19 protein-coding genes are annotated in these 23,892 nt (G+C 64.9%); 7 read left to right on the top strand and 12 right to left on the bottom strand.

The annotated features are described in order from the left end of the window. Window positions 1-49: 49 nt before the first annotated feature. Both BLU74_RS08015 and BLU74_RS08020 read right to left on the bottom strand, forming a co-directional pair. Window positions 50-730: a thioredoxin domain-containing protein gene (locus BLU74_RS08015; RefSeq protein WP_089766747.1), complete on the bottom strand. Its 681-nt coding sequence runs from the start codon at window positions 728-730 to the stop codon at window positions 50-52. 102 nt (window positions 731-832) lie between these two features. Continuing rightward, window positions 833-2,665 carry an ABC transporter substrate-binding protein gene (locus BLU74_RS08020; protein ID WP_175454597.1) on the bottom strand — a complete coding sequence of 611 codons (1,833 nt, stop codon included), beginning with the start codon at window positions 2,663-2,665 and terminating at the stop codon, window positions 833-835. 752 nt (window positions 2,666-3,417) lie between these two features. Here BLU74_RS08020 and BLU74_RS08030 point away from each other — a divergent pair. Together BLU74_RS08030 and BLU74_RS08035 are read left to right on the top strand one after the other, a co-directional pair. Further along, window positions 3,418-4,419, top strand: a complete 1,002-nt coding sequence (locus BLU74_RS08030) for an amidohydrolase family protein (protein WP_089766750.1) — start codon at window positions 3,418-3,420, stop codon at window positions 4,417-4,419. 318 nt (window positions 4,420-4,737) lie between these two features. Continuing rightward, complete coding sequence (locus tag BLU74_RS08035) at window positions 4,738-6,753, top strand: AMP-binding protein (RefSeq protein ID WP_089766751.1); 2,016 nt, start codon at window positions 4,738-4,740, stop codon at window positions 6,751-6,753. Between the two features lie 135 nt (window positions 6,754-6,888). Here the strand turns inward: BLU74_RS08035 and BLU74_RS08040 are convergent, their stop codons facing one another. Continuing rightward, window positions 6,889-8,442: a GMC family oxidoreductase gene (locus BLU74_RS08040; RefSeq protein ID WP_089766752.1), complete on the bottom strand. Its 1,554-nt coding sequence runs from the start codon at window positions 8,440-8,442 to the stop codon at window positions 6,889-6,891. 120 nt (window positions 8,443-8,562) lie between these two features. Here BLU74_RS08040 and BLU74_RS08045 point away from each other — a divergent pair, with 120 nt between their 5' ends. The 3 genes from BLU74_RS08045 (at window position 8,563) to BLU74_RS08055 (ending at window position 11,598) form a co-directional block, all read left to right on the top strand. Further along, window positions 8,563-9,594, top strand: coding sequence for a zinc-dependent alcohol dehydrogenase (locus BLU74_RS08045; RefSeq protein ID WP_175454598.1), 1,032 nt, complete (start codon window positions 8,563-8,565; stop codon window positions 9,592-9,594). A gap of 102 nt (window positions 9,595-9,696) precedes the next feature. Continuing rightward, window positions 9,697-10,443: an SDR family NAD(P)-dependent oxidoreductase gene (locus BLU74_RS08050; protein WP_089766754.1), complete on the top strand. Its 747-nt coding sequence runs from the start codon at window positions 9,697-9,699 to the stop codon at window positions 10,441-10,443. A gap of 135 nt (window positions 10,444-10,578) precedes the next feature. Further along, window positions 10,579-11,598: an ABC transporter substrate-binding protein gene (locus BLU74_RS08055; protein ID WP_089766755.1), complete on the top strand. Its 1,020-nt coding sequence runs from the start codon at window positions 10,579-10,581 to the stop codon at window positions 11,596-11,598. 99 nt (window positions 11,599-11,697) lie between these two features. On the opposite strand, the gene BLU74_RS08060 is transcribed toward BLU74_RS08055, so the two are convergent. After that, window positions 11,698-12,786 carry an amidohydrolase family protein gene (locus BLU74_RS08060; RefSeq protein WP_089766756.1) on the bottom strand — a complete coding sequence of 363 codons (1,089 nt, stop codon included), beginning with the start codon at window positions 12,784-12,786 and terminating at the stop codon, window positions 11,698-11,700. Between the two features lie 192 nt (window positions 12,787-12,978). Between BLU74_RS08060 and BLU74_RS08065 the strand changes: the two genes are divergently transcribed. Together BLU74_RS08065 and BLU74_RS08070 are read left to right on the top strand one after the other, a co-directional pair. Continuing rightward, entirely contained in the window at window positions 12,979-14,127 is a 1,149-nt protein-coding gene (locus BLU74_RS08065) for a thiamine pyrophosphate-dependent enzyme (RefSeq protein WP_089766757.1), read from the top strand. 3 nt (window positions 14,128-14,130) lie between these two features. Beyond that, window positions 14,131-15,096, top strand: a complete 966-nt coding sequence (locus BLU74_RS08070) for an alpha-ketoacid dehydrogenase subunit beta (RefSeq protein ID WP_089766758.1) — start codon at window positions 14,131-14,133, stop codon at window positions 15,094-15,096. 79 nt (window positions 15,097-15,175) lie between these two features. Here the strand turns inward: BLU74_RS08070 and BLU74_RS08075 are convergent, their stop codons facing one another. The 8 genes from BLU74_RS08075 to BLU74_RS08110 all read right to left on the bottom strand — a co-directional run bounded on the left by BLU74_RS08075 (window position 15,176) and on the right by BLU74_RS08110 (window position 23,723). Beyond that, entirely contained in the window at window positions 15,176-16,108 is a 933-nt protein-coding gene (locus BLU74_RS08075; protein ID WP_089766759.1) for a VOC family protein, read from the bottom strand. A gap of 98 nt (window positions 16,109-16,206) precedes the next feature. Then, window positions 16,207-16,992 (bottom strand): HpcH/HpaI aldolase family protein, encoded by a 786-nt coding sequence (locus BLU74_RS08080; RefSeq protein ID WP_089766760.1) that lies wholly within the window; start codon window positions 16,990-16,992, stop codon window positions 16,207-16,209. A gap of 127 nt (window positions 16,993-17,119) precedes the next feature. Next, complete coding sequence (locus BLU74_RS08085; RefSeq protein WP_089766761.1) at window positions 17,120-17,485, bottom strand: VOC family protein; 366 nt, start codon at window positions 17,483-17,485, stop codon at window positions 17,120-17,122. 71 nt (window positions 17,486-17,556) lie between these two features. Beyond that, entirely contained in the window at window positions 17,557-19,128 is a 1,572-nt protein-coding gene (locus tag BLU74_RS08090) for a class I adenylate-forming enzyme family protein (RefSeq protein WP_089766762.1), read from the bottom strand. A gap of 12 nt (window positions 19,129-19,140) precedes the next feature. Next, window positions 19,141-20,223: an amidohydrolase family protein gene (locus BLU74_RS08095; RefSeq protein ID WP_175454599.1), complete on the bottom strand. Its 1,083-nt coding sequence runs from the start codon at window positions 20,221-20,223 to the stop codon at window positions 19,141-19,143. A 204-nt stretch (window positions 20,224-20,427) separates the two neighbouring features. Next, complete coding sequence (locus BLU74_RS08100; protein WP_089766764.1) at window positions 20,428-21,729, bottom strand: ABC transporter substrate-binding protein; 1,302 nt, start codon at window positions 21,727-21,729, stop codon at window positions 20,428-20,430. A gap of 147 nt (window positions 21,730-21,876) precedes the next feature. Then, complete coding sequence (locus tag BLU74_RS08105; RefSeq protein ID WP_089766765.1) at window positions 21,877-22,839, bottom strand: branched-chain amino acid ABC transporter permease; 963 nt, start codon at window positions 22,837-22,839, stop codon at window positions 21,877-21,879. Further along, on the bottom strand, window positions 22,836-23,723 hold the full coding sequence (locus BLU74_RS08110) for a branched-chain amino acid ABC transporter permease (protein ID WP_089766766.1): 888 nt from the start codon (window positions 23,721-23,723) through the stop codon (window positions 22,836-22,838). Before BLU74_RS08110 ends, BLU74_RS08105 begins: the two co-directional genes overlap by 4 nt. Window positions 23,724-23,892 lie beyond the last annotated feature (169 nt).

Consider the following 23,892-nt stretch of genomic DNA (forward strand, 5'->3'; position numbering starts at 1 on the left):
CGCGGAGGCACGGTTTCGAGCGGTCCGCCGCGCTGACTGACGGCCCGCGCTACGTCTCGATGTCTTCGACGAGGAGGGCGATCTCTTGGCGCAACGCGTCGATGCCGGGGTTGCCCACGAACCGGGACTCGACGGTCGAACCCGAGAAGAAGAGGACCGTCGGCGCGGCACCGACCTCGTACTCCTCGCGGAGCAACTCGACGTTGTCGGGCCCGTAGACGGCGCCGAGGCCGACCGACTCCGGAATGGCCCCGTCGTGGCGGAGGGCAGAGAGGTCCTCGCGGACTGCCGCACAGGGCTCGCAGTCCTTCCGCCAGAAGTAGAGGACGGAGGCGGGCTGGCTCTGCGTAAACGGTGCGATCTCCTCGCCCGAGAGGGCGACGAACCCGGCGGGAAGGTTCGGGTCCCCGTCCGCTGTTTCGGTCCGTTCGAGCGAGAGGGCGACGTGGACGCTGGTCGCTTGGTCGAGGCTGTCACACGTTTCCCAGACGGCTATGGCGTCCCCGAGCGTGCGCCTGTCGATTTCTTCGACGTCGAAGTCGGTGCCGTCGACGTATCCTTCGACCTGCTCCCGGAACGTCTCGTCGTCGAGGTCTGCCACGCGCTCCCGGCACTCGTCCCGGGCCTGACGGAACGCGTCGGTAAACCGGAGGTTCTCCGCCGACTCCTCGAATAGCCCTTCCTCCCGAAGCAGTTCGTAGAGTTCCTCAGGGTCGGTACTGGTGCTCATACACGGGGGTATCGTGGCACGGATAAACATCTTTCCCGCGGAACGGAGAAAAAATACCGCGAAACGGACGAGCGAGACGATCGGTTTGTCCTTGCGGTCAGGTCACTCGCAGAGCTCGGGGAGGCAGGGGAAGTCGTCGGGGTTTTCACACGGCGAGGAGTCCTCGGGCCAGCGCGGCGTGAGGTCCTTATCAGCCGGGTATCGGAGCCGGCCGTCGTCGTCCCATCCCCACCCCTCGTCGCGCAGGATCTGCTTGGCGGTTTCGGGGTTCGCCTGCGGGCTGTCCGCGATCTGCGTGAGCATATCCTCCGGCGGACGCCACGGGTGGGTCTTTCCGATGAACGAGGAGTACAGTTCCGTGCTCCCATTGCCACTGTTCAGGATGCTCAGCATCCGCTGGCGGTTGATCGCCTGGGAGACGGCGTGACGGAACTCCGTAAACATCGAGGGGGCGAAAGAGTGCTGGGTGCGCACTTCCCAGGAGGTGAACGCCTCCCCGGTGACGACCTCCGCGGTATCGCCGAGCGACTGCTTGATCTGCTCGTTCGTGTCCGTCGTACTGTTGATGAGCACGTTCAGACTGCCCTCCTCGAAGGCCCGGCGGGCGGTCTGTCGGTCGGAGTAGCCCCGGAACGTGACACCGCCGTTGGTTTCGATCCAGTGGTCGTCGTACTGGGAGAGCGCGAGAAGCTGTCGGGGCTGGTAGCTGTCGACCTGGTAGGGCCCCGAGCCGATGATCTCATCGAGGTCCGGGTCCTTGGGATTCTCTTCGGCGCCGGCCTCGACCCACACGTCCTTGGGGAGGATGCCGCTCCAGTTCGGAATGAAGGCGTTGATGTACGGCGGCTGGGGGCTCTCCATATTGACGACGACGGTCGTGTCGTCGGGCGTCTCGATGGACTCGTAGGGGAAGGAGTTGATCGACGACAGGGAGTCGGAGTTGTCGTTGAGCCAGTTGAGTGTCCACTTCACGTCTTCAGACGTGATCGGATCGCCGTTGTGGAACGTCATCCCCTCCCGGAGGTTGAATGTGAAGGTCTGGAAGCTGTCCTCGACGTCCCAGCTCTCCGCGGCACCGGGGGCGAGTTCGTAGTCCTTGTCCCGGTAGATGAGAGGCATGTACACCGTCCCGACCCAGGGCGTCGCCGGCCGGGTGTTCTGGTAGACGACGCTGGGGATGTTCCCCGGCGTCATATTCACGAGGAGCTTGTCCGCCCCGTTGATGGGTTCGGACTCCCAGAGGAACTCGGGGTTCCGTGCCGCGACACCCGCGGTGCCGATACCGCTCGCATCGACCTGGTCGGTGCGATAGACGCCCGCCACCGTGTTCGTCACGAGGGTGATCGGGGTCACTTCCTCGCTCGCGATGGCTGTTGCCTCGTTGACCAGCGTCTCGCGCTCGTCCGGATTCGACGCCGCGCGCTGTGCGTCGACCTTCCGCGAGTACTCGCAGTTCGCGTAGTTGCTCGTGTTAGGCTTCCCGTTCGTGCCCGCGAACGAGATGTGGAACGGCCCAATGAGGTTGTCCGGATCCAGGAAGCTGGGGAACGGCGGGCTGAGGTCGACGCTGAAACTGAACGTCCGGGCGTCGTTGTACACCTCGTTCCAGTACGTGGTTAGCTCCTTGACCGTCACCTCCGAGGGGACACCGAGGACGGACTCCAGCTGGTCACGGATGTGGAGGTTGGCTTGCTCGATGTTTGAGGCGCCCGCCACACCGCCGAGTGCCCCGATCGAGACCGTCGGAACGCGCTCGCCGAGGTCCTGCTCGCTGCCGCTGGTGGTCCCGTCACCGCCGCTGTCGCCACCGTCGTCGTCGCTGCTGCCGCCGCCACCGCCGCCACAGCCCGCGAGGCCCGCCGCCGCGGTCGCGCTTAGCGCTGCCAGGTATGTTCGTCGGTCGATACCGTCGTCGTCCGGTGATTCTGCGCTCATAATGTCACCTTCGTACCGTGTCCGGATGAACGCCTTCCCGACGAGGGGTGCAGCGTGTTCCCGTACACCTCGTTCAACCCATGTAATCAACCATAATAAACCCATCGCGGCGGTGGCCAAATTGCTGTTACCGTGAGAAAAAGAACGCGTAGTCGCAAGCGGGTCACCGGCCCGAAAGTGCGGCGGCGGCATCGCGCAGACAGTTCGGGAAAGCAGGAGACGTCCTCGATCGTCGAGACCCTGAGACGTTCAGCTCCAGCATCGCGGATGGGGAGTGTGACGGGTTGTCCCACCCTCGACCGCTTCGCTCTCCGCGAGATCTGTCGCCATCTCGTCGTCCCCGTCCCCGCAGCAGACGGGTATCGACACCGCTCGCAAAGAAGCGCGGCCAGCGGCCGCCTGACGCACACCGGCCTGGCGGTGGTGACGGGTGTGTTGTTCGCGACGATGCCGTCGGCGCTGTCGTTGAGTTCCGTGTTGCAGCGAAACGCGGCGTTCCGGACGGTGACGCCGGAGTCGCCTGTGTCGACGGCATTGCCGGAGGCTGCCTTCGAGCCGCCGGGTTCGAACTCGATCGGATCATCTCTGTCCGAGGCACTGCGTGGGGCTCCTGTGATGATTCTTCAGTCATCCGTTCTGTCGAGTGCCAGTCCCGTCCAACACCACGAGTGGGGACGCTCAGGTGGTACGCAGATGTATCATATATAATATATTATGAAAATTTTTGTCTACTGCTGGCGAACCCCGGTCCAATGCGCAACCGAATCGATGCGTACTCACACGTCTTCACCCGGGAGGTCGAGGAGGCGTTTCTCGATCTCGACCCCTCGCACGGCAAGCACAAGCCGAACCTGCTGTACCACGAGAACGTCGACGAGCGGATCGACCATCTGGACCGGATCGGCGTCGACAAGCAGGTGATCACGATGACCGGCCAGCGGATCTGGCCGAATGTCGATCCCGCCGACGGCATCGAGGCGACGCGGCTCGCGAACGACGAGGTCCGGCGCTACGCCGACACGGACCCCGATCGGTTCGTCCCCGTCGGGACCGTCCCGTTCCTCACCGGCGAGTACGTCGACGAGTTCGAGCGGTGCGTGAACGACCTCGATCTGGCCGGCATCCAGATCTTCACGAACGCGAACGGCAAGCCGCTTGACCACGACGACTTCGACGCGTTCTACGCGGCCGTCGACGACGCCGACGTTCCCATCTGGATTCACCCCCTGGACTCGGAGTGGTACCCCGACCTCGACGCGGATGACTACTGGCTGTACGCGATGATGGGGTGGCCCTTCGACACCGGCCTGGCGATCGGCCGCCTGGTGTTCAGCGGCGTCCTCGACCGGTTCGAGAACCTCGAAATCGTCACCCACCACCTCGGAGGCGTCCTGCCGTACCTCGAAGAGCGGATGCGATCGTGGGTCGAGACCCGCCAGGAGTACGGCGACGCCTACACTGGTGCGGAGAGCATCCAGGCGCTGTCGGAGCCGATCGACGCGTACTTCGACCGGGTGTACGCCGACACTGCGGTCAGCAGCCGTGGGCTCACCCACACGCTAGCGAGTGGGCTGGAGTTCTTCGGCGAGGACAACATCCTGTTCGGCGCCGACGTCCCCTACGGGCCAGGTGGAGGGACCAAGTGGCTGGAGACGACGATTCCGACGATCGAAGAGTGGGACGTTCCCGAACGGACCAAACGAAAGATCTTCTCCGAGAACGTCGAATCGCTGCTTGCACCGCAACGCCTGTGAGGGACCATCCGGAGACTGTTTCCGTTTGATACTCAGTAGGGGGCTCTTCACCAGGACAAGACGGTCAGACGGCCGGGTCAGTGTCGTGCCCAGTGCTCGTGGGATATGGTGTTCCAGCGTCGAGCGAGTTGGAGTACGACGGGGCGTAAACCCCCCTGGAGGTAATCCCACCACCCCTCGACGGCGTTCCATTCGGAGCATTCGGCCGGACGTCCACGATCCGAGATCGTCTCCCTGCACGCACGACGCCGTTCGTCCGGGTTAGCGGTCGAATGCGAAGAGTTATCACACTTCCGTCGGACACCTTTCGCCACCGAGATGACTGCCCGATCCCCCGATCAGTTCCCGGTCGTTCACGAACCGACACAGGAGTGGATCGAGTCGACGAACGTCTGGGCGTTTATGCAGGCCCACGACATCGACGACCACGAGGAATTCCTCGCGCGGACGACGGGACAGCACGACCGCGACGACGCCGGCGTCGAGTGGTTCTGGGACGAACTCGTCGACTACCTCGATCTGGAATTCGACGAGCCGTACGACGCCGTCCGCGACGACACCGACGGCCCACAGTTCACCGACTGGTATCCGGGCGGCCGCCTGAACATCGCTCACAACGTCCTCGATCGATATGCCGAGGGCGACCGGGCCGACGAGAACGCCATCGTCTGGGAGGGTGAACCGGGCGAGGTCCGCGAGATCACCTTCGCGGAACTACACGCGCAATCGAACCGCGTCGCGAACTATCTCGAATCTGTCGGGATCGGTACCGGCGACACAGTCGGCCTGTATATGCCGATGGTCCCGGAAGTCACCTCGATCCTCTATGGGTGCTTCAAAGTCGGCGCGATCGCGGTACCGATCTTCTCGGGGTTCGGCGTCGACGCGACGGCGACGCGCATCGAGGACAGCGAGTGTTCCGTGCTGTTTACCGGCGACGGCTTCTACCGGCGGGGCGACGAACTCACGCTCAAGGACGCCGCCGACGCGGCGATTGCGGAGACCGGCCACGTCGAGGACGTGGTCGTCTACGATCGTCTCGGCTCGAGGGGGGAAGAGTCCGACGCGGACGTTCCGTGGAATCCGAACCGCGACGCGTGGTGGGAGGACGCCGTCGGGAGCGCCGCCGACGCCTACGAGTCGAAGTCGCTCCCGTCCGATCAGGAGTCGATGCTCCTGTACTCTTCGGGGACGACCGGAGAGCCGAAAGGAATCGTTCACACGCACGCGGGATCGCTGGTCCAGCCGGCGAAGGAACTCCACTTCGGGTTCGATCTCCAGCCGGATGACCGGTTCTTCTGGGTGAGCGATATCGGCTGGATGATGGGCCCGTGGACGCTCATCGGGACCCACGCGTTCGGCGGGACCGTGTTTATGTACGAGGGCGCGCCGGACCACCCCGAGCCGGACCGCTTCTGGGAGATGATCGACCGGCACGACCTCACGCAGTTCGGCATCTCGCCGACGGCGATCCGAGCGCTGCGCGAACACGGCGATCACTGGGTCGAGAAGCACGACCTCTCGAGCCTGCGACTGTTGGGTTCGACGGGCGAACCGTGGGACCGGGAGTCCTGGGAGTGGTTCTACGAGGCCGTCGGCGACGAGGCGTGTCCGATCATCAACATTTCCGGCGGGACCGAAATTATGGGCTGTTTCCTGCTGCCGATGCCGACGCAGTCGCTGAAGCCCTGTTCGCTCGGGAGCCCCGGCCCGGGGATGGACGTCGACGTCGTCGACGCCGACGGCAACAGCGTCGCCGACGACCACGAGCGCGGGTATCTGGTCGCCCGCGACTCCTGCCCCTCGATGACGAAGAGCCTCTGGAGCGGCGACGAGCGCTACCTCGAGGAGTACTGGTCGACGTGGGAGGACCTCTGGGACCACGGCGACTGGGCGCAGCGAGACGAAGACGGCTTCTGGTTCCTCCACGGGCGAGCCGACGACGCGCTCAACGTCGCCGGTCGGAAGGTCGGGCCCGCAGAGATCGAGGGCGTCCTCGCCGAACACGACGCCGTCACGCAGGCTGCAGTGGTCGGCGTCCCGGACGAGACCACAGGCACGGCCGTCGAGGCCTTCGTCATCCCGGATCCGGACGCCGAAGCCGACGACGCGCTGGCCGCGGATCTTCGCGAACTCGTCGGCCGCGAGCAGGGCAAACCCTTCCGCCCGCGGGCCATCTACTTCGTCGACGACCTCCCGCGCACGCAGTCGGGCAAGATCATCCGCCGTGCCGTCAGGTCGCTGGCCCAGGACGAGGACCCCGGCGACCTCTCGTCGATGGAGAATCCCGAGGCGCTGGCGGCGCTGCGAGAGCGGTTAGCAACGGACAGTTGAGCAGGGTCACGCCGGCGGCGACCGTCTGTGAGTGGATCCGCTCCCGGAAGCTGTCGGGAACTACCGCACGGCGAAGCCCTGGTACAGAGAAGCCGGAGCATAGCGGACGGCAGTGCCAGGGACTGCGTCCGGTCCTCAGCGTGCTTCTTTCAGCAGATCTGCGCCCTTCTCGGCGATGGCGATGGTGGGCGCGTTCGTGTTCCCGCTGATCAGGTTGGGCATAATCGAGGCGTCGATGACGCGCAGTCCCTCGACGCCGTGGACGCGAAGCTCGTCGTCGACGACGGCCAACTCGTCGTCTCCCATCTTGCAGGTCCCGACCGGGTGGTAGCCGGACTCAGCGATCTCCCCGCAGTACGCGAAGATCTCCTCGTCGGACTGGACGTCGGGACCGGGTCGGACTTCCTCGCCGCGAACGTCGTCGAGGGCGTCAGCCTGGGCGATACGCCGAGCGCGACGGATCGCCGTGACGATGTCCGCCCGGTCCTTCTCGGTCGTAAGCAACTGTGGGTCGATGATCGGATCCTCGTAGGGATCCGTCGAGGCCAGCGTGATGCGACCCCGACTCGACGGCCGAAGCGGGAGCGCGGCGATCGAGAAGCCCTCCGTCGGGTTCTCGGGGTCGAGTCCGGCCGAGAGGCCGTACTGGATGTCCGGCGCCGGGAGGTCCGCAGACGAGCGCTCGAACGCCCCTGTCAGGACGCGGTCGTAGCGGGGGCCGGTCTCAGGCTGGTCCTCGGGATCGCGTGGCGTGATGTCTTCGGTCGTCTCGTATGCGACGTTGACGCGGAGGTGGTCCTGGAGGTTCCGGCCGACGCCCGGGAGGTCTGCACGGACGTCGATCCCGTGGTCCTCGAGGTGGTCGGCGGGACCGATCCCCGAGAGCAGCAACAACTGCGGGGACTGGATCGCCCCGGCCGCCATCACGACCTCACCGCCCTCGGCGACCGTGACTTCGTGTTCCTGCCCGTCGGACTCATAGACCGCTCCGGTCGCCCGGTCGCCCTCGAAAGTGAGTTCGGTGACGTGTGCACCGGTCTCGACTGTGAGGTTCGGGCGGTCGAGCACCGGTTCGATGAACGCCTTGGCCGCGCTGTGACGCTCGCCGTCCTGCATCGTGGAGTGATACCAGCCGACGCCGGCCTGCTGTTCGCCGTTGAAGTCCAGGTTCCGCTCCATCCCGGCCTCCTGTGCGGCCTCGATCAACTGTTCGGAGAACTCACTGGGGGTGAGGTCGTCCGGGTTGTCGCCGCGAGTGATCGAGAGCGGGCCGTCGGTGCCGTGGTACGCCATCTCTCCCCTGGCCTGGAAGTTTTCGGACCGCTTGAAGTACGGGAGCAGGTCGTCGTAGCTCCAGCCGTCGTTGCCGAGTTCGGCCCAGGTGTCGTAATCGTCGGGATGACCGCGGATGTACGCCATCCCGTTGATCATACTCGACCCGCCGAGGGCCTTCCCGCGGGGCCAGTCGATCCGGCGATCGTGCATCTGTGCTTGGGGTTCGGTCTTGAACGCCCAGTCGAGTTCCGATTCCATCAGCTCCCAGACGCGGGAGGGATCTTTCACTGCCTCGTTGTCGGAGGCAGGCTCTCCGGCCTCCAGCAGCAGCACCTCGACGTCGTCGTCTTCGGTCAGCCGGTGAGCCAGGGTACACCCCGCGCTCCCGCCACCGACGATCACGTACTCGTACATCTACGTGAATGTATACCAGCGAGCAATCGTACATTAATGTTGGTGTCGGTCCGTCGCGATTCGAGAGACGTCCCACCTGGACCACAATTTATTATCGCCGCCCGAGCAGGTGGGGGCGAGATGGACGCAGCACGTTACTACGGAAACAGAGACCTTCGAATCGAAGACATCCAAGCGCCGACGCCGGGGCCCGGTGAAGTCCTGATCGACGTCGGGGCCTGCGGGATCTGCGGGTCAGATCTCAGCGAGTACCTCCACGGGCCGCGGTACGACGACTCCCTGCCGTACACGATGGGTCACGAGTTCGGCGGGCGGGTGGCTGCCGTCGGCGACGAGGTCGACATCGAACCCGGCAGCGAGGTCGGTGTGAACCCGCTTGTCGCCTGTGAAGCGTGTCGGTGGTGCGACGAGGGAGCGTACAACCGCTGTGAGAACCTCGAAGTCATCGGCGCCCAGCGCCCGGGTGCGTACGCCGAGCAGGTCGTCGCCCCCGCTGGGAACGTGCTTCCGCTCCCGGACTCGCTCTCCCCTGCCGACGCTGCAGTCGCGGAGCCGTTCACCGTCGCGTACCACGGACTGCTGCGCTCGCCGCTCCAGCCGGGCGATTCGGCGGTTATAATCGGGATGGGGCCGATCGGACTCGCGCTGGTCCAACTCGCGGCGGCCGCGGGCGCTCGCCCGATCATCGCCTCGGGACACCGGGAGGCGCGTCGCGAACTGGCTCGCGAAAGCGGTGCCGACGCGGTCGTGGATCCGAGCGCAACCGACCTCGGTGCGCGAGTTCGCGAACTGACCGATGGCGGCGCGGACGTCTCATTCGAGGTCGCCGGCAGCGAATCGGCGCTGAACGACGCGATCACGGCCACGAGCGCCGGGGGCAATACGACCGTCTTGGGCGTGTTCAAAGGCGACGTCGAGATCGATCCGATGCACGTCGTCAACCACGAGCGAACGATCACCGGGTCGGCTGCCTACGAGACGGGACCGCTGGCCGGCCGGGAGTTCGGGCAGATCTACGAGATGCTCGCCCGGGACGAACTGGACGGCGACGCCCTCGTCACGTCCCGGCTCGACCTCGAGGAGATCACCAGCGGGTTCGAGGCGCTCGGCGACAGCGAGAGCGGCGAAGTGAAGATACTGATCGAGCCGTGAGGCGGCTCCATCGCTCCTGGGGCCCCGCCCGATAATCGCCTATCGGCTGGGGGCAGGTGACACATTCACAGGATTCAAGACAGTTCCGCTGGATGGCAGGCTATGATCGATCTCTCGGGAGAGACTGCGATCGTGACAGGTGCAGCTCAAGGCTTCGGAGCCGAGACCGCCACCCGGCTCGGCGAGGCCGGCGCGAACGTCGTCGTGGTCGACGTTCAAACCGAGAAGGGCCAGGGCGTCGCAGACGACCTCGCCCAGGAGGGCGTCGAGACGCTGTTCGTCGAGTGCGACGTGACCGATCGCGAGTCAGTCGAGGAGATGGTCGCCGCCGCCGAAGAGCGATTCGGCAGCGTCGAGATCCTCGTCAACAACGCCGGTGGGAGTGGCGGTGAAACGTTCCAGGAGATCGACCAGGAGGCCTGGCAGTTCGGGCTCGATCTCAATCTCACGGGACCGTTCAACTGCTCGAAGGCCGTGATGCCCGGGATGTTGGAGCACGGTAACGGCCGGATCGTGAACATCTCCTCGATGGCCGGCCGCAACGTCACGGTCAACGGGAACCCGAGTTACACTGCCTCCAAGTGGGGGCTGATCGGCCTGACGAAGCACGCGGCGCGCGACCTCGGCCCCGATATCCGGGTGAACGCGCTCTGTCCGGGCGGCAGTCCCCGCGGGCCGATGGGACGCTTCGTCGAACCCGAAGACGTCGCCAACGGCGTGCTCTATCTGGTCTCTGACCTCTCGGAATTCATCGACGGGACGATTCTCGAAGTCGACGGTGGCGGCCACCTGAATCCCTCGGCCGAAGACCTCGACCTCGATTACAGCGAAGTCGAAGAGGATAGCTGAACGCCCGCCGACGGCGGCGACCCGACTGCGGGGGACCACCGCGCCCCAGGTACCCGGACGACGACGCCTGTTTCGTCTCGGGCTCCTCGAAAATATCCAAAACAATTAAATACCTCTGATATGGGATAGTTTATTATGACACTTCGAGACCGTCGATCGTTCCTCAAGACCGGTGCCGCGCTCGGTACAATCGGCGTTTCCGGGTTGGCCGGCTGTTCCGGCGTCATTGGCGGCGAGACCCCACCGCTCACGCTGGCGTTCACCGTCCCGGTCGAGAACATCGCCTCGCTGTTCGCGATCCCCGAGATCCAAGAGCAGCTCTCGAACCTTGGCTCGGCGTACGAACTGGAGGTACAGCGGGACCAGAGCACGCCGGATTCGCTCAACTCGATGGCGGCCGGCAACGTCGATATGGCGCTCCTGTCGACGGTGAGTTACGCCTCCGCCGTCCGCCAGGAAGCGGTCCCGGGGAACATCTCGATGATCGCGACCGACTTCTGGGACGCGCATCCGGAGTGGTACGGCATTACGGTGTTCTCGGGTCCTGACTCCGACGTTCAGGAACCCGAGGATCTGGAGGGGGCCACCATCGGCGTCAACGCCACCGGCACCGGAGTCCACGCCCTGATCGTCAAGCAGATGCAGCAGCTCGGACTCGATCCGGAGAGCGACGCCGAGATCGTCGAACTGCCGTTCCCGACGTTCGTCTCCGCGATCAACGACGGGCGGATCGACTGCGGGACTTTCCCGGCCATCTTCGCCGTCTCGGCCCGCGGCGAGGGTTTCACCGAGGTCTACTCCAGCCAGGACACCTGGGAGCAGGCGTACCCGTTCGCGTACACGGTGGCCTCGAACAACGCCCTCGACGAGAAAGGTGACGCCATCGGTGCGTGGGGTGAGGACTTCCGCGAGATGGTCAACTACGCCTACGACAACCGCGACGAGGTCGTCTCGCTGGCCGCCGAGTACTTCGAACTCCCCGAACCACTCGTGGACGGCTTCTTCCTCACTAACAACGACTACTACCGACAGGATCTGACGATCGATACGGACCGACTCCAGTTCACGATGGACCAGTTGGTCGACCTCGGGTTCGTCGAGGAGAGCTTCGACGTGACCCAGTACGCGACCAACGAGTACATCCCAGAGAGCTGATCGGCACGCGTCCCCGTCCCCCCGTGGAATCCCGTTTCTTCGCGCTTCAGTCGCCGGTACCGACAGAAACGGCGGCCGCTGCAGAATTAGGATCGATACTCAGACCCCGAATACCTCGATCGCGTTCCCGCCGAGAATCGCCCGGCGGTCGGCGTCTTCCAGCATCGAGAGTTCGTTGATGATCGAGGGGCTGTCGAAGTCCCAGTGTGGATAATCAGAGGCGTACAGGAGCCGGTCAGTCCCGATCATATCGAAGCACAACTCCAAGAGGTCAGGCCGCGCGGAGACTTCCAGTGGTTGGGTCCCGAAGTAGAAGTCAGTGATGTACTCGCTGGGGCGGGTCTCCAAGAGAGGCGCTTCCTCGGGGCGCTTGAGGTACTCCTCGTCGAGCCGACTCACCAATCCGGGGATGTAGGTGACGCCGGATTCCATAAAGACGATGTCGAGGTCGGGGTACTTCTCGGGGACGCCCTGGCAGGCGACGCTGACGATCTGGGACATATTCGACTCCAGGAACCCGAGCGTGTGCGTCTCGATCATCTCCTGGTAGCCGGCCCGGACGTACTCGTCGAGGCCCGACCCGCCGGTATGATACACGACGGGGAAGTCGAGTTGCTCGCAGCGCTCGTAGATCGGGTCGTACTTGCGGTTGCCGAGCGGCGGACTCGCCCCGGCGGTCACGAAACACGCCCCGACGTAGGCCTCCTCGTCTTCGACCCGCTCTAGGATGTCGAGGGAGGCCTCGACGTCGCCGTATGGCATCGGCGCGAGGCCGTAGATGCCCGCATCGGGATCCAACACCTGATCGAGCATGTATTCGATGTAGCCCTTGGTGAAGGCCTGGACGCGCTCGTCGTCGGCGGTTACCCCGCCCATCGCGAGGATCAGATGCGAGATTTGCACGGAGATGTCGACGTCGAGGAAGTCCATCCCTTCGGTGACGCGCTCGGGGTCCTCGGGAGCGTCGGGGTAGTTCGAGTGTTCTCGAAGGACTTTCCCGTAATTTTGTCTGTCGCCCGTCGACGTCGGAAAGAACGAACTGAGCGCCTGAGTGACGCCGCTGTCCTCCCAGAAGCTATCGTTGTACTTGGTCCGCCAGGGCTCGGGCATATACTCGGCGACTTCCTTGAACGAGTCCTGATAGTGCCAGTCGCAGTCGACGACGGTCTCACTCTCGACGTCGATCATCGGCTTTCTCTTCCCCCCGTGGCGGCGGTGTGTGGCCTCTCCAGCGTGACGTCGGGCGTCATCGTTCGAATTCTTATCGAATTTTGATTTAAATTTCTACCGGTGGAGGGGTCCGGGGACCGAGATCTATCATAGACGAAAGTGCGGTATACTTATTAGCCGGCCTGCGGTTGACCCGGGTACGAACGGGATATGGCACCGAACACATCGGAGGCGGCGGTCGATCTCGACGCCCCCTGGATCTCTCAGGAGGACCTCCCAGTCGAGACCTACCAGATCATCGACGAGGACGGGACGTACGATTCCGCCGACGTCCCGGATCTGGCCGACGAGGAGTTCTTGGATCTGTACCGCTGGATGCTCGTCGAGAAGCGCTACGCCGAGCGGATGATCAAACTCCAGCGGCGGGGCCAGATGGGAACGGTCGGCTCCAGCCGCGGCCACGAGGCCAGTATCGTCGGGAGCGGCTACGCCCTCCAGGACGGCGACTGGCTCCTGGGGATGGGGCGGGAGACGAGCGCGATGCTCCTCCGCGACGTTTCGCTGCGGGACATCATCCTCTTCTGGCGCGGCGTCGAGGACGCACAGCGGTTCCTGACCGAGCAGAACTGTATGATCGGCATCTCGGTCGGTGGCTACCTCCCGATGACGACCGGGATCGGTTGGGGGATGAACCTCACCGACAGCGACAGCGTCGTGACGGCCCACTTCGGCGACGGTGCGACGAGCACCGGTGCATTCCACGAGGCTGTCAACTTCGCGGGCGTCCTCGACGCGCCGGCGATCTTCTACTGTCAGAACAACCAGTGGGCGATCTCGACGCCCTTCGAGAAGCAGACCAACGCCAACACCATCGCCCAGCGGGGCCTCGGCTACGGCGTCCACGGCATCCGCGCCGACGGCAACGACGTGCTGGCGGTGTACGACGCGATGCGCGAAGCCCGGAAACTCGCCCGCGCGGGCCATCCGGTCCTCTTCGAGGCGCTGACGTATCGCACCGAGGGGCACTCGACCAGCGACGATCCCACGGAGTACCGCGAGCGCGACGCGGTCGAGGAGTGGCTCGAGCGCGACCCGATCGAGCGCTACGAATCGTTCCTCAAATCCAAGGGGCTCTGGGACGAAGTCGACAAGGACGCACTCGTCGCGGAGGTCGACGAGGAGTTCTCCGCCGCCGTCGAGGCCGCAGACGAGTACGGCCCACGCGACGTGGACGAACTGTTCGAGTACGTCTACGACGACCTCCCGCCGATCCTCCAGGAACAACTCGACGAGATGGAGCGGGAGCTGGCCGAACTGGACGACCTCGAAGCGTACATCGAGCGGCGACCCAAGGGGTGACCGATGGCTGAGACAATCATCAACGCCATCAATATGGCGCTGACCGAAGAGATGGACCGAGACGACCGGGTGGTCGTCTTCGGCGAGGACGTCGCCGAGACCGGTGGGGTCTTCCGGGCCACCGAGGGCCTGAAAGAGCAGTTCGGCGGCGACCGCGTCGTCGACACACCGCTATCGGAGATCGCCATCACCGGCGGTGCGGTCGGCCTCGCGGTGTTCGGGCTCCGCCCGGTCGCCGAGATCCAGTTCTCGGGGTTCCTCCCGCCGGCGTTCGACCAACTCGTGACGCACGCCAGCCGGATGCGCTGGCGGACGCGCGGGCAGTGGAGCGCGCCGATGGTCGTCCGGACGCCGTACGGGGCCGGCATCCGTGCGCTCGAACATCACTCCGAGAGCCTGGAGGGCGCGTACGCCCACGTGCCGGGCCTCCGGGTCGTGATCCCGAGCACCCCCTACGACACGAAGGGGCTGCTCAAATCCGCGATCCGGAGCCCCGACCCGGTGCTGTTTATGGAACCCAAGCACATCTATCGGTCCATCCGGGAGGACGTCCCCGACGAGGACTACGAGGTCCCGATCGGCGAGGCCGCCGTCCGGCGAGAGGGCGAGGACATCACGGTGATCTCCTGGGGCGCGATGATGCAGAAGACCCTCGAAGCGGTCGACCGAATCGACGCCGACGTGGAGGTGATCGACCTCCGGACGATCTCGCCGATGGACCGCGAGACTGTCGTCGCGTCGGTGCAGAAGACGGGCCGCTGCGCCGTCGTCCACGAGGCCCCCTACAGCGGCGGGTGGGCCGGCGAGATCGTCGGCACGCTCAACGACGAGGCGCTGATGTACCTGGAGGCGCCGGTCGAACGGGTCACCGGCTACGACATCCCCGTCCCACTGCTGTCGATGGAGGATTACTACATCCCGCACCCGCCGCGGATCGCGGCGGCCATCGAAGACGTGCTGGCGTACTGATCGGCCAGCGCAGCGCCCGGCTGATCGTTCGACAGCCAGTTCGGTGACGTACCGCGGATTGTGCCACGCGTGCCGTGACTCAGTACTCGACGCGTGCCTTCGACTCGATCTGCCCGATCCACTGGCGGTCCTCGAGGTCGCCCTCCTCCCACTCGATCGTGTCCCAATCGGGGTCGAAGACGACGTACCCGCCGGCGTTGAACTCGATGCGGTGACCGCTGACCGGATCCCGCACGTAGAGGAACTTCCCGCGGGAGATCGAGTGCTGCCCGATCCCGTCGGTCGGGATGCCGTGTTCGTTCATCGCGTCGTGCGCGTCGAAGAGGTCGTCCGCAGAGGGCACCTTGTACGCGATGTGGTGGAGCGCGGGCCCCATAGCCGCCTCCTCGTCTTCGATCACGGCGGCCTCGATCTTGTTGCCGTTCGCGCTGAGGAACGTCCCCCACCGCGAGCCGTCAGTGCGGTTGTAGCGCTCCTGGACGCGGAAGTTCAGCGCCTCCGTGAGCCACGCGCGGAAGTCGTTCGCGTCGGGGTCCCACAACTGGACGTGATCGATCCGCCGCGGAGCGATCGCGTTGGTCGTGGTCCGGTCGTACGTCTTGTTCTTGAGCTTCGAGCGCCGCTCGGCCGGCGGATCCGGCTTCTCCATTTCGTAGTAGAACTCGAACTCGTGGCCCGTCGGGGTCGTGAACCGGAACGCCTCGCCCTGCCCGGCCTCCTTGCCGGCGTCCACCCAGGTCACCTCGATGCCCTGGTCTTCGAGGACCGTCTCGAACTCCCCGAGGTACTCCGGCTTCCGCGTCTGCCAGCCGACGTGGCCGACGCCGGCTTCCTCGGCTTCCGAGAGGGCGATCGAGTGGTGATCGAACTCGTCGACCGCACGCAGATACGCGGTGTCTCCCTCGCGTTCGACTTCCTCGAATCCGACCGCGTCGACGAAGAAGTCGAGCGATCCCTCGAGGTCGGGCGTTTCGAGCGCGACGTGACCGAGGCGAGCCAGCTCTGGCGACATATATGGTCTGGTACTGCAGCGCTCATAATAATTCATTCGACACCGTCACACGCGGCTCCCGTCGCGACCGTCGATCGACCGCCGGCGCCTCCGGCCCGCTATCGGAGGTGGTCGACGGCGTCCAGTCGCTCTGTCAGGACTGACTTCACCGAGGCGAGGTCGCCGCCGAGCCGGATGATCTGGTGTCCGTCCTCGACAGCCGCCTCGATCCCCTCTGGATCGTTCGCGATCACGCCTGTCGGGATGCCGGCGTCGTGGGCGGCCTCGCGGATCTCGGCGATCTGTTCGACGACGTCGGGGTGGGTCTTATCGCCCGGATGCCCCATCTGGACCGAGAGATCCGAGGGACCAATGAAGACGAAGCCGAGATCCGGCACAGAGAGGATCGCTTCGAGTTCGTCTACGGCGGTGGTCTTCTCGATCATCACGCCGATGCAGACCTCCTCGTCTTCGGTCTGGATGTAGTCGTCGCCGCCGAGACCCCACGTCCGCGACCGGCCGCTGGCCATCCCGCGTTCGCCGGGTTCGCCGTCGTAGACGAAGCGGGTCGCCTTCACCGCCTCGCGAACCGCCGCGGCGGAGTCAACCCGTGGGATGAACACGTTGCGGACGCCCGCATCGAGCACCTTGCGAATCAGCGATGGGTCGCCGGTCGGGAGGCGGACGAACAGTTCCGTGCCGCCGACTTCTGCGGCCCGCGTCAACTCCTCGAAGATCGTACTGTCCCACGGCGTTGGCCCCATATGCTCGAAGTCGAGCCAGACGAAGTCGACGCCGAGTTCCCCGTAGATCTCGATTACCTCCGGTGCGAACGTCGAGGACCGCGCTCCGAAGACCACCCCATCGTTCTCGATCGTCGCTCGAAAGTCGTTGTGTTGATCCATACGGGGATGGTGCGACAGCACCCGGGTTATAGATTCCGATGGCGGCGGATCGCGGCGTGGGATGGTGCCAGCTCCGGACGGAGCCGTGGCTCACGCACTTGAAAAAACGCAGAATGTGGCTGCGACGTTACTCGCTGTCGTCGACGACCTGGAAGCGGCGACCGTCGGGATCGCGGAAGTTCGTGATCGTGCGGCCGGTCTCTTCGACGTCGTAGGGGCCGACGATGGAGTCGACGTCCTGCGCCTCGAGTTCCTCGGTGATCTCCTCGATGTTGTCCACGGCGAACGCGATGTGGTTGATGCCGGGGACTTCCTCGCCGTCGACGGTGTGGATCTCGAAGAGCGGACCGTCCTCCTCACCGGGGACGAGTTCGTAGGACTCGCCGTGATGCTCCGTCGTGCGCAGCTCCTCGTAGCCGAGTTTCTTCAGGAAGTCGGCCATCTCTGTTGCGTCGCTCGCCTCGATTTCGATGTGGTCGATTTCACCGATCATACGCGAAGGATCCTGTCGGACGGTACTAAGTATTCCGATACGCGGATCCGCCGTCAGCGACCGCGGTGGGCTCACTCCCGCGCGTCTTCGAGCAGATCGCGGACTGACTGCCGGTCCAGTTTCTCGGTCGCCGTCCGGGGAAACGCCTCCTCGAGGAAGTGGAACTCGCGGGGGCGCTCGAACCGCGCGACCGTCTCGCTCTCCAGACACCACTCCGCTAACTCCTCGGCGGTCACGTCGGGGTCAGACCGGCGGACCGCGGCGACGACCTTCTCGCCGAACTCCTCGTCGTCGACCCCCACGACGACCGCCTGCGCGACCCCGGGATGATCGAGGAGCCGTTCCTCGATGGGCGTGGGAAACACCTTGATGCCCTTCGATTTGATCATGAAGTCGGTCCGTCCCTCGACGAAGAGGTACCCGTCGTCGTCTTTGTAGCCGAGATCGCCCGAGAACCACCAGCCGTCCTCGAACGCTTCCTCGGTCTTCTCGGTGTCGTTCCACGCCCAGACGGCGCAGTCCGGGCCCTTCACGATGATTTCGCCGACTTCGCCGGGCTCTTTCGTCGCGTCCGGGGGACCGCCGGGGTCTACGATCCGGATCCGCGTCGCCGACATCGGCTTGCCCACGCTCTTGATCCGGTCGCCCTCGAGTTCCCGGTCGGAGATGTAGGTCCCGAGCACCTCGGTTGCGGCGTAGCTGTTGTACACGCTGTCGCAGATCCGCTCTCGGATCCCCGTCAGCGTCGATTCGTCGAGGGCCTCGCCGCTCGTGATGGCGCGGCGGAGCGACCCGAGGTCGTACGCCTCGAGGTCGTCGACGCGCAGGACCTCCTGCCACATCGTCGGGATCAGATCCGCCATCGTGATCGACCGCGATTCGATGAGTTCGACGTAGGTCTCGGCGTCCCAGTCCTCCAAGAAGTACGTGGCCGCGCTGGCGTACAGCGCCGGAAGGATCAGCGAGTACCACGCCGCGAACGAGGGCGTGAACACGTGCGCCTGGGCCGCCGTCCGGTCGAGGTGCAGCAGGTCCTGCAGCAGCAGCGCCTTGTGGCCCAGGCCGCGGTGGGTGTGGCACCACCCCTTCGGCCGCCCAGTCGTTCCCGACGTCCACTGGACGCAGGCCACGTCGTCTTCGCCGATCCGAACGTCGGGGGCGACGGGTTCGTGACCCGCCAGGAACGACTCGAGAGACTCCTCGTACGGCGCGCCGGTCCGTCCGATCGTGACCACGGCGTCGAGGTCGGTGGACACCCGATCGGCGAGCGCGGTCTCGAGCGTGTCGGAGAACGTCGCATCGAGCACCAAGACCGAGGGTCGGAGTTCGTCGATGCAGTACGCCAGCGTCTCTGTCGAGGCGCGGGTGTGGAGATTCGAGACGATCGCCCCCGCCTTCATCGCCCCGTTCCACAGCGTGACGTGATCGATCGAGCAGTCACACAGGAACGCGACGCGGTCGCCCTGCCCGATGTAGTCGCGGAACGCGTCGGCAGCCCGGAGACTGTCGTCTTCGAACTCGCGCCAGGTGACCTCGCGGCCGTCAGGCCCCTCGCCGAAGGCGACCCGGTTTGGGTTGTTCTCGGCGCCGATCGCCGAGAACTCGAAGAGCGGAGGCAACTCGAACGTGGCTGAAGTGTGCATCGGCTCCCGGGTTCAGATGTCGATGTACTTACGGAACATTCGGTGGTCCTCGACCTCGATGTCGAACAGTCGAACGGCGTTCCCGCCGAGGATGAGGTTGAGTTCCTCCTGCGGGAGGTCCCGATCCATCGCGAACTTCTGGATCTGCCGGAGCGAGGGGCCCCAGAAGTCGACCTGGTGCGCTGGCAGCCCGCGGTCGTTGAGTTGGTCCCAGTAGAACGGCGGCTCCTCGCCGGGCTGGCTGACCTCCGGCATCGACGCGCCCCAGTCGGTGCCCCACAGCAACTGGTCGACGGCGATGTTCGGGTCGTTCAGCGGCTTCTTCAGGAGGTCGGCCCAGTAGAGGCCGATCTCGAGGTACACGTCGTCGAAGGTCGCGGCGACCTGACAGCACTGATCGACGTGGTGTTCCCGCCAGGTCGCCTGCATCCCGCCGTGGTCGAAGATAATCGGGACGTCCGGGAACTCCGCTTTCAGCTGGGACGCCAGCGTCGGGTCCGACCAGTCCGGGTAGACGTCGAACATGTTGAGGCCGCTGCCGTATCCGGAGACGTAGCCGGTGTGCCAGCGGACCGGGACGCCGTGCTCGTCGGCCACCTCGAAGAACTTCCGGACCTCCTTCTTCCGCTCGGACCAGTCCATCGGCTCCTGGCGGGTGGGGTCGTACGGGACGCCCTCGCCGATCATCCGGAAGCCGTCCTTCTCGAGCCACTCGTCGACCTCCGCAGCGGCGGCCTCCGCACTCCACTCTTCCTCGCCGCGCTGGGCCGCCTTCATCGTCTGGACCGGGTAGGCGGCAGCGACGAACTTCTCGGGGTGCTCGGCCATCATCTCCTCGTGCATCTCGTTCGTGAATCCGAAAGTCCCGGGGAGAAGCACGGCCATATCGACGCCGTAGGTGTCCATGTCACGCAGGACGCGATCCGAGTTGTCGTAGACGATCACCTCGTCGTCCTCGGTGGCCTCGTCGCCGGGGACGGCGGTGATCATCTTCTTCGCCAGTTCGCCGTAGTCGGCGTCGCCGTCCATCTGGATCCGAGCCGCGTGGCGCTGGGCGTGGCAGTGCGTCTCAACCAGGAATCGACCGAGTTTCATACGCGTGTTATCGAGCCTCGGTTTATAAAAATATCCTTGGTGCTTCATAGTGCACTCTCCCGCGCTCGGCGCCGTATCGGCGGGTTACTCTACGAAACGCCGCGAAACAGTGCGAAACAGCCGCCCCCTCTGGCGGCCGCGACACGGTCGCCGTGTCGGCCGGTGGTCGTCCGTGGCAGCCGAAAGAAGTCGGTCGTTCGTGCCTCAGAGGCTGCAGCGCGCGCCCGGGATGACGTCCGGGTACTCCGCGAGCACCTCGACGTCCGGGACGTCGCCATCGCCGGCGACGCGTCGGCCGCCGTAGAAGTCCAGCGCCGCCTGGTGGTCCTCCTCGCGGAACATAATGTCCCCGAAGACGGACTCCCACTCCAGGCCCTCGAGGCCGGAGATGATGTCGTCGGTCGCGGTCGAACCGGTGTTCTCGACCGCCGTCGCGAGCGCCCGCATCAGCTCGAAGGACGCACCTGCCGTCGAGTTCGGCAGGAGCGAGCTGTCGAGCTCGCCATAGAGGCTCTTGAATTCGTTGTTGGGTTCGTTGTCGAGCTGTGGGTTGTAGAAGTGGGTCCCGAACCAGCCGTCCTGGACGACCTCGCTCGCCATCGTCGAGGCGGCGAACTGGCCGATCGGCTTCCCGGAGTTCATCATTATCACCTTCTCCTCCGGCAGTCCGAAGGAGTTCGCCTGCGGGATGAACTGCGCGGCCGCGCCCCAGGTGAGGACCCCGGTGACCACGTCGGCCTCGCTATTGGAGATCTCCGAGATGTACGACGACCAGTCCGTCTCGCCGATCGGGACCAGCGTGCTGCCGACGACCTCCCCGCCGACCTCGTTCATCGCCTCTCTGGCGAGTTCGAGGCCGTTCTGGCCGAGCGCGTAGTCCCAGGAGACGAAGTGCACCTTCGAGGTGTCGATGTCGCGGTCGACGTGGTTGGGGAGCTCCTGAATGAACTGGGTCCCCGTCGGCGCGAGGTGTCGGTTGCTGGGCCAGATGAAGAACCCGTACTCGTTGCAGTTCTCTGGGTTCTCACGAGCCTCGACGGACGACGCTGTCGTCAGCAGATGGGGGACTTGCCCCTCCTCTTTCATATACTGCATCACGGCGATCGAGTTCCCACTGCTCACCGGGCCGATGATAGCGTCGACGTCCTCGTCCTCGATGAGGGTTCGCGCCGCCTGGATCGACGCGTTCGGATCCGATTCGCCGTCCTCGATGATGAGCTCGAACTCGTTGCCGGCGATCTCACCACCGAGGTACTCTGTGGCAACCTCAAGCCCCCGTCGGTTCTCCTCGCCGGTCCGCGCGAATGGACCACTGAGCGCCATCACGGCGCCGATCTTCACCGGTTCGGTGCCGCCGCCACCCGATCCGCTGGTGGTGCCTCCGCCACCCGATCCGCTGGTGGTGCCGCCGTCGGATCCACTGTCAGATCCGTCGCCGAGACAACCGGCAGCTGTGGTTATTCCCGCTATGCCCGCGGCCTTGAGGAACGATCTTCGTTGCACCATCGTATACTGTGTGCATAGTTACCGGTGTTTATAATAAACTTTCGGGTCATAATCCGGCGAATATAACGTCATCCCGCCGCGTTTCGGCCGCGAAACGCCAGTGAAACATCGATTTCCCGCTCTCCCCGAAACGGCGGGACGGGGACGTTACTCGTCGCCCCGAATGAGGCCTATCAGGCCGTCAGGGAAGACGAAGACGAACACCACGAACAGCAGCCCGAGGAGCAGCCGGTAGCCGCCCTGCCAGATCGTCTGCAGGAGCTCTTGGGTGAAGACGAGGGCGATGGCCGCGAGGAACGGCCCGAGGAGCGTTCCCGTGCCGCCGACGATGATCCAGATGATCACGTCGCCGGTCAGGCCGAACGAGACGAGCGAGGGCGAGGCAATACCGACCATACCGACGTACACCGCGCCCGCAAGCGCCGAGACCGCAGCGGAGACGATCCATGCGATCATCAGTTCGCGGTTCGTGTCGTAGCCGAGGTAGCGCATCCGGAGCTCGTTCTGCCGCGTCGCGTTCAGCACGTCGCCGTAGTCGCTGCTGATCAGCCGGTAGATCCCCAGGCCGAAAACGGCGACGATGAGCAGCGTAAAGTAGTAGTACGGCAGCCCGTCGCCGAGATCAATCCCCAAGACCTCCGGCGGGCTGAAGAAGCCCAGACCGTTCGACCCGCCGGTGAGGGAGGTCGTGACGGTGGTGAAGTCTGTGACGATCGCCCCGAACGCGAGGGTGAAGAGCACGAAGTAGACGTTGCCGATCCGCTGTTTGATGGGGATATAGCCGATGACCACTGCGAGGGCGATCGCAAGGACGATCGCCACGGGGAAGCCGAGCCAGAACGATTGCCCGTAGTCGACGACGACCTTGGCGACGGAGTACGCGCCCAGCCCGAAGAACGCGGCTGGCGCGAGCGTGAGCAGGCCGGCGTATCCGAGCACAATGTCGACGGAGATGGCGAACAGCGCGAAGATGAGCGCCTCGGTGGCGAGGCTGGACTGGCCGGGCGCCAGGATCGGCACCGTCAGGAGCACCAACACCCCCACGGCGAGCAGGGGTCGCCGGGCGCTCCCGCGTATGAGCTCGCGGGCGTCGGCCATTCTACTGCTCATTCGTGCACCTCCGGCTTCCCGAAGAAGCCACGCGGTTTGTACAGGATGAACACCATCGCCGCCACGAAGACGAGGATGCGGACGTACGTCGGTTCGAGCACGAGCCACCCGAACGCGATCGTCTGTCCGACGATCATACTCACGACGAAGGAGCCCTTGAAGCTCCCCATCCCGCCGACGATGATGACGAGGAACGCCATCGTGATGTAGTCGAGCCCGATCGTGGGATAGATCGACGTGATCGGGGCGGTGAGGGCCCCGGCCAGCGCGGCGAGCGCCGTCCCGAGGACGAACGTGACGGTGTAGATCCGCGTGGTGTTGACGCCGAGTATCTCGGCGGTCGGCTGTCTGTTCGCCGTGGCGTGGATCTCCAGCCCCAGGCGCGTCCGTGTCAGGAGCAGCCCTACGCCCGCCGCAACGACGGCCCCGACGAGGATCACGAACAGCCGGTACGACGGGTAGGTCACGCCGAGTAGCTCCGTGGACTGGGGGATCGGCGACTGGATCGTGTACGACCGGCTCCCGAACTGCACGGCCAGCGCCTCCTCGATCACCAACCCGATCCCGAACGTCCCCAGGAACCCGAGGAGCGGTTCGTCGTAGAGCCAGTAGAGGACCTTCCGCTCGAGGACGTACCCCAACAACGTGACGAGCACGACGGAGATTCCGAGTCCGAGCCAGAAGTTGTCCATCGTCTGAAGCACGACGTAGGTCCCGTAGCCGCCGAGGGCCAGCATCGCGCCGTGCGCGAAGTTGATGAGACCGATCAGCCCGAAGATGAGCGTGAGCCCGCTGGCGACGAGAAAGATGATCATCCCGCGGCTCACGCCGTTCAGCATATATGTGACGAAGTTGTCAGCGGTTATGAGTGGCACTTCGTACATAGATGTCACACGGTGTCCGAATGATCGCAGCCGGATCCTTGACCACTTTCTGAGTCAACGGTCGTCATAGATAACACACCCGGACGGACTAACCACATCATATTATAATTTTTGTTAATCCAGAGAACGGTATTCTGTGGTAGCACGGCCGCACAGTGGGGTTCGGGAG

The sequence above is a fragment of the Halobellus clavatus genome, from assembly GCF_900107195.1.
GTDB lineage: Archaea > Halobacteriota > Halobacteria > Halobacteriales > Haloferacaceae > Haloquadratum > Haloquadratum clavatum.